This window comes from Pseudomonas sp. 43(2021) (assembly GCF_017490805.1).
GTDB lineage: Bacteria > Pseudomonadota > Gammaproteobacteria > Pseudomonadales > Pseudomonadaceae > Aquipseudomonas.
In genome coordinates, this window is record NZ_JAFGYJ010000209.1 from 1 (window position 1) to 558 (window position 558).

Below are 558 nucleotides of genomic sequence, written 5' to 3' on the forward strand. Positions count from 1 at the left end.
CAACACCACCAGCCCGACCTGATGCGCATAGGGCGCCAGGCTCAGTTGCGGCGTGTTGTCCATGAACGCTTCATCGACCACCAGCCAGCCGCCGCGTTGCGCCAGCCGCGCATGCCAGTCGAGCAGGCGCGCCGGGGTCAGGCTGAGGCCGGTCGGGTTGTTCGGATTGACCACCACCAGCACATCAAGACTGTCGAGAAAGAATTCGACTTCCTGCTCGAGCACTTCACGGACAATGTAACCGCTGCGCCGCCACGCTTCGGCATGCTCGGCATAGCACGGCGACAACACGCCGACCTTGCCGGCCCGGCGCAGACGCGGCAGCAACTGGATAGCCATTTGCGAGCCGGCCACCGGTAGCACCTGCGCGGCGCCGTAATAATCGCAGGCGGCCTGTTCCAGACCGTCATCGGTTTCCGGCAAGCGCGCCCAGGCGCGTAGCGGGATTTCCGGGATCGGGAACGGCCATGGCGCGAGGCCGCTGGACAGGTCGAGCCAGTCGGCTTCGGCAATCCCGTAATCGAGTGCAGCCTTGCGCAACCGGCCACCGTGCTCAAG

Annotated in this window: 1 protein-coding gene; it reads right to left on the reverse strand. The window is 65.8% G+C overall.

Annotation, left to right across the window (positions count from 1 at the left end; translation table 11 throughout):
• Positions 1-558, reverse strand: a 558-nt coding sequence (locus tag J5M71_RS26790; protein ID WP_207838527.1) for an aminotransferase class I/II-fold pyridoxal phosphate-dependent enzyme, incomplete at both ends; no start/stop codon positions are given.